Annotated in this window: 4 protein-coding genes; 2 read left to right on the plus strand and 2 right to left on the minus strand. The window is 50.3% G+C overall.

Annotated features, from left to right (window positions below):
• Positions 1–69 precede the first annotated feature (69 nt).
• Both GSQ86_RS05505 and GSQ86_RS05510 read right to left on the minus strand, forming a co-directional pair.
• A complete protein-coding gene (locus GSQ86_RS05505) occupies positions 70–708 on the minus strand; it encodes a polysaccharide biosynthesis/export family protein (protein WP_158748946.1) in 639 nt (212 codons plus the stop codon).
• 27 nt (positions 709–735) lie between these two features.
• A complete protein-coding gene (locus GSQ86_RS05510) occupies positions 736–2166 on the minus strand; it encodes a Wzz/FepE/Etk N-terminal domain-containing protein (RefSeq protein ID WP_158748947.1) in 1431 nt (476 codons plus the stop codon).
• Positions 2167–3348: 1182 nt separating this feature from the next.
• Here GSQ86_RS05510 and GSQ86_RS05515 point away from each other — a divergent pair.
• Together GSQ86_RS05515 and GSQ86_RS05520 are read left to right on the plus strand one after the other, a co-directional pair.
• Complete coding sequence (locus tag GSQ86_RS05515; RefSeq protein WP_158748948.1) at positions 3349–4764, plus strand: sugar transferase; 1416 nt, start codon at positions 3349–3351, stop codon at positions 4762–4764.
• A 13-nt stretch (positions 4765–4777) separates the two neighbouring features.
• Complete coding sequence (locus GSQ86_RS05520) at positions 4778–5914, plus strand: glycosyltransferase (RefSeq protein WP_254062158.1); 1137 nt, start codon at positions 4778–4780, stop codon at positions 5912–5914.
• Positions 5915–6000 lie beyond the last annotated feature (86 nt).

Raw genomic sequence — 6000 nt, forward strand, 5'->3', positions numbered from 1 at the left:
CAGGTAACGGGTGCAAGACCATCTCCTCGATTCAAAGCGCCGTCTGAGCCATCTGTCGTAAAACACCCATTAATAGAGTGGAAAATACGTGCCAACACTGACCCAGTGAACGTAATCAGAAATCTTGCTAACTGTATTTTTTGGAACCACCAAAAGATCGCCGGGCTTGAGCATTACGTCTTCGTCGAGTTCCGGATGCTTCGGATTCATCAGCTTCTTGATATTCAAAATGCGTGTGCTGGCAGTATCTCCGTCAGCTCTGCGAAAGAGGATCACCTGAGAATGTTTTGCGCTATCTTTGAATCCTCCTGCCATCGCGATTGCGTCAATGGCACTAATCGTCCCGTGCATCTCAAATTTTCCGGGCGAACTTACCTGCCCAACAACTGTATAGCTGGGCTTCACAAAGTTGCTGAGTGTAAGTGAAATCTCCGGTTGATTCAGCCGCGTATTTAGCTGCGCCAAGATACTGGTGCGAGCCTCCTCAAGCGTCAGGCCGCCAATTTTGACCGAGCCAACCAGTTTAACGGTTGTCACCCCATCCGGTTGTATGGTTAACGATTCGTCATACTCCGGTGTATAGCGATAGCTCAGTTGCAGTTGATCACTTGGCTGAATCCGATAAGGCTGATCCCTTGTCAGTAGCTGCGTCCGCGCAACATAAAGCTGGCTAGCAATCAACATAAACAAACACAATTTCTTGATCATCTTTGTCTCCATTCACGACCTCCCCGTCTACGCCGCCATTGCGGAAGTCGAATTAACGTTATGGTCGACGGGCCGCGGCGAGTTGAGATGCTCTCGAACGCGAACGCAGAGGTAGGCCACCATAAGGGAAAACAATAATCCGATAGTCAAATCGAGGGGCACCACCGGGGACACAGGCTCCAACTGGAAGGTAGGTGTTTCTATAAGAGAAACATCTGTGATCCGCTTTTGATCTAACGACTCAGCAATACGAGCCTCTTCACGTCTCTTGGAATAAAGAAGATAGTTGTCCTCGTCCTCTTTCACGGTACGAACCAGTTGCTCATTTTCAGTTGCGGATGCAGCGAGTTTGGACATCTGGTCCTTGTACCCCTGCACAAATGTCATCATTTGTGACCGCCTGGCCTCAAGCCCGGCCAGTGTAACCTTGGAAACGACCAGATTTTTTTCTGCGTCTTCATGTATCTGGTTGAGGTCGCTAACCTGTTCGATGCTAGAGTGCTCGGTGACGCTATTGAGCGTATTCTTTGTATCTGCTATCTCTTTATCCAACTCAACCACAAATCGGTCGTCCGGCCGAAATTTTGTAATCATCTCGGTACGACGATTCTCTAGTTCGGCGAGCATGGCGCTGAGCTGAGCGATAAGCCCTGATTGCGGACTCGTTCTTATCTCCGAGGTCACCCGCTGATTCATTCCCGTTAATACAGATTCGGCTGCTTGAACGCGCTTCTTGTACTCGGACTCTTGCGCCTCGGTATCATCTAGCGACGCTTGAGCCTCTATCGTCCTCTGCGCGAGGGGATCTTTTTCGTCCGGATCCGCGAGTGCAGAATGATTTTGACGGAAGATGCGCAGTTGCTCTTCAGATTGCGCCAACCGATTTGCGTATACATTCGCCTGCTCATCAAAAAATTTCAATGATCCGGGCGTTGCATGTGCTTTCAAGTGTTCCCCCAGGTACACTTCAGCAAGATTCTTCAGAATCGTATTTGCTTGCGCAGGACTTTTTGCCCGGTACGAGACAGAGATGATCTCCGACTTCTTCACCGCTTCGATATCGAGACGATGCGCAAGACCGTGAACAGCTCTATCAACATCTAGTTCCTGATTTTGTCCAGCAGATTTGCCAGACGTCTTCAGTAAGCCAGATCTAAGCACGACCTGTTGCAACACATCTCGACTCTTTAATAATTCGATCTCCGAATTGATTCGAATTTCAGCAAGCTCCTGATATTGCGTCCCATTCTTATCCTCGCTCGGGCTGATAATCAGGTCCTGCCGGCCAGTGTTCACGAGCAGCTTCATCTCCGATTCATATTTCGGAGGAAGCAACATCACTACTGCGGCGATTAACACAAACGTAATCGTGAAAGCGACGAAGAATAGCTTTCGGTGTTTCTTTATTCGATATAGCACCACAGCGTTCGGGTGATTAAGTCCGTTGGAAATACTCATCTAGGGTGCCCCTTCAAGAGATACCTATGTATTGTTCCCATCTTCCAGGCTATGAAACGCTTCCCGGAATAAATTGATCCTCGGTCGCGGTATGCGAGCCACGAACACTAGAGGATACGATCGCTAGGCCGACATAACACGGCACATAAGCTTGGGTCAGTAATACTTGAACGCGTCCTCAGTGGGCAGTAACTCTGGGGTGAGGTCCGCTCATGCACCAAAGGTCAGGTGCTGTATTCAGGGTTAGAGTAGCATACAAATATTACGCGTCAAGATTTATTGATCACTTTTAGCCGCGATATAAATTAATAGTTCTTAATTCAGCACATATCGATTCACTCTTTGAATACTGTAATCAACACGGTAACGTGCTTTACTTTCGCTTTTAGGTATCACACTCCGCGTTCTATTAAGTTGCATTCTTGTGAAAAGCCAGGCATATCTGGATGCTGAACATCGGATGTTGCCTCGCTAACAGCCTCATAAGATATTTTTATTCGTCGCAATAGCTAGTCGAATAATGAAGTATCGATGCCGGCTAACCCGTTCGAGGCTAACGACCTGGGTGAAAACAACGCGTCTTACAAATCTGCGTCGTGGTTACGCAGCATTAGTGAGTAGATGATTCTGTGGGGTTGCTTTGTCTATTTTTATTGTTGCGCACAAGAAAACCTGTGCTATGGTCATAGTCAATTACCAAATGTCCGGTAACGATGCGTTCGCACCGCAGACTCGAGACAACCATAAAAACGTAATGTGTACGGTCACGATGATCTGCACAATGCGTTGTCTCTAATACAACTGCTCTTCACAATGCTCGGCGACGCTATTCTGATAACGCTATAAAGCAGATTGCATACACCAAGGTTACTTTTACAGCTAGGGTCATGAGGCACGCTATAGATCCGGCTGCAACGAGGAAGCAATGGACGAGCACAATCTACTAGTGCGAACTTGCAGTTCGCCAGAGCTAATGCGCAAGGTCGAACGGATGTCGAGCAAACAATGTTGAAGACATATCCGGTCACTTACTCTCACGCATAAACTACCGAGTCGCCGTTATACCTCGATCGACCAACGTCCTGATGACGAACAGGACATGAGACAACAATTGAACAGGTAAGTTCATTCGTGCGTGCAGCTTCTGTGAGCAACGCTCGGATGGATGCAGGAGAGACACTTTTGAGCCGACAAAAGCCACGTACGCTAATTACTGTTCTCGACAGCCTCGCCGCGTTGACATTAGCCGTTTCTGCGGTCGTGTGGGCTAATCAGCTGTACATGCCTCCTGGAACCTTCGCAGAATTCCTCGCAATGCGTATTACTCTTCTCAACGCTCTCTTCGCAATTGTTTTTGCCGTCTGTTGGGCGGAATGTTCGGAAGCTTTTGGCTTATTTCAGAACACCTTTACTGAATGGATCCGCCCCGCGCTTCGTGCCGCAGCGTGCAGTGGTGTGATGACGTTGCTGCTGGCTCTTTATCTTCTGTTTCGTCGATCTGCAGATCCGGTAGCTACGATGCTTCCCGCTTTCTTTGTGTCTGCCTTTATCTACCAGCTAGTACGGTTGCTGATCTCTAATCCTGGATTGCGCTCGAAAAGACGCGAACCGGAAAAGATTCTGATCTTAGGCAGTGGCCGTCGCGCGATAAAAGCCTGGAAAGAATTGCGTGTGCAGTATCACCGAACGAAACAGTTGGTCGGATTTGTAGATAATCGCGATCCTCGCTCGTTTTCATCTGAGATTGCGACGCGTTATGTCTGTGACGTAGATCGACTTTCAGACTACTTATTGCGCAATGTGATTGACGAGCTAATCATCGCCGTTCCCATGCGCTCCTGTTATGACTTGGCGCAGCGGGCCGTCGCTATAGCGGAAGCCGCCGGAGTGCGAGTTGTGACCCTGAATGACACCTATGGTCTCAACTTTAGTCGTGGATTACGCGCACGCACGCCCCTCTTCGTTGAGCTAGTGCCTAAAGACGAAAAGCTTATTGCCGCTGAAGCCTTGAAGCGCTCACTCGATGTTGTGATTGCAATCATCTGCATCGCATTCACTTTACCTATTTGTGCTGTTATCGCTGTCGCTATCAAACTTACGAGTCCGGGACCGATTTTGTTTGTTCAAGACCGGTACGGATACCGAAGGCGCCTGTTTCCGATGTGCAAATTCCGCAGTATGGTGTCTAACGCACCGGAACTAATGGCTTCGTTAGAGAGCCAGAATGAGGCGGGCGGTCCTATTTTCAAGATCACAAATGATCCTCGAATTACGTCGATAGGCCGATTTATTCGGCGTACATCGCTGGATGAACTGCCACAACTGTGGAACGTTTTAAGCGGCGATATGTCGCTGGTCGGACCTCGCCCCATGAGCGTACGAGATGTATCGCTCTTCACAGAAACACAATTGATGCGCCGCTTCAGTGTACGGCCTGGAATCACGGGAATATGGCAGGTTTCGGGACGAAGTGCTCTGAGCTTTGAGCAATGGATGGCGCTTGATTTTACTTACCTGGATGAATGGTCTCTTTCCCTTGATTTTAAGATCCTTGCCCGGACCGTACCCGCGGTATTAAAGCGTTCTGGTGCGGCGTGATATTGCAGGAGGCATGATGCGTATTGCAGTAGTACATGATTACTTTACCCAGTTGGGCGGCGCGGAGAAGGTTGCTGAGGAAATCGTTCGTATGCTGCCGCAAGCCGTGCTTCACTCGACGGTAGCTCTACCCAACTGTATGCCACACGGTCTCGCGGATGTCCCGGTAATTACATCCTGGATGCAGCATCTTCCCGGCATTCAGCAGTTCTACCGGTTCTATTTTCTTCTTTATCCCTTGGCTGTTCGTTCGCTCGACCTGTCTCAGTATGACCTGGTGATCTCGAGTTCCTCCGGCTACGTTAAGGGAGTATGCACCAGCCGCGATGCGCTGCATGTCTGTTATTGCCACACACCGATGCGTTGGGTCTGGAGTTTCGATAGCTATTCGGAGCGCGAATCCTTTAGTTCCGGACAGCGGCTGTTACTGCGCAGTCTGATCCACGGATTACGCGCCTGGGACATGGGAGCGTCCAGGCAGCCTGACCATTTTATTGCTAATTCGCGCGCCGTCGCCGCCAGAATCTCTCGCGCCTACGGTCGGCATGCTGAGGTAATACATCCGCCGATCGACCTCAACCGCTTCGCCATTTCCGACGAACAATCAGACTATTATCTGGTCCTCGCACGACTCGTTTCTTACAAGCGTATTGATCTGGCCATCCAGGCGTGCAATCTGCTTCGACGGCGACTCCTGGTGATTGGCGACGGCCCCGACCGCGCCCGTCTCACTGCGCTGGCCGGACCCACGGTCAGCATTCTCGGCCGGCTCTCGGATCGCGATGTTCAGTATCATGCCGCGCGTTGCCGGGCGCTTCTTTTCCCTGGCGAAGAGGACTTCGGCATGGCTCCCCTCGAGATCGCCGCCGCCGGTCGACCCACGATTGCATACCGCGCCGGTGGCGCGATGGAAACAATCATTGAGGATGTCACCGGCGTGTTCTTTGATAGGCAGGAGCCGGAAGATCTAGCCGCTGCAATCGAGCGCTGCGAAACAATCAAATGGTCCGAACAAATTATCCGCAGCCATGCCAAAGGTTTTGGCGTAGACGTATTTCAGATGCGCATGCGCGCCTTCCTCACAAAGATAGGAGCACGCGTGCGCGATAGCTCGCCAATATCTCTCAACCTGGAAGAAAGAACTGCATGAGAGCTCAACCTCGCAGTCTATTTCTTTCGTTTCCGACGATGCCCCTTACCGATTGGCTGCCGAGCGGAGATGGCCTGGTTGCATAC

Source organism: Acidobacterium sp. S8 (genome assembly GCF_009765985.1).
Classification (GTDB): domain Bacteria; phylum Acidobacteriota; class Terriglobia; order Terriglobales; family Acidobacteriaceae; genus Alloacidobacterium.

Coding starts and splice junctions, on each gene's coding strand:
- GSQ86_RS05505 (WP_158748946.1), bottom strand. CDS start 708: ATGATCAAGAAATTGTGTTTGTTTATGTTGATTGCTAGCCAGCTTTAT.
- GSQ86_RS05510 (WP_158748947.1), bottom strand. CDS start 2,166: ATGAGTATTTCCAACGGACTTAATCACCCGAACGCTGTGGTGCTATAT.
- GSQ86_RS05520 (WP_254062158.1), top strand. CDS start 4,778: ATGATGCGTATTGCAGTAGTACATGATTACTTTACCCAGTTGGGCGGC.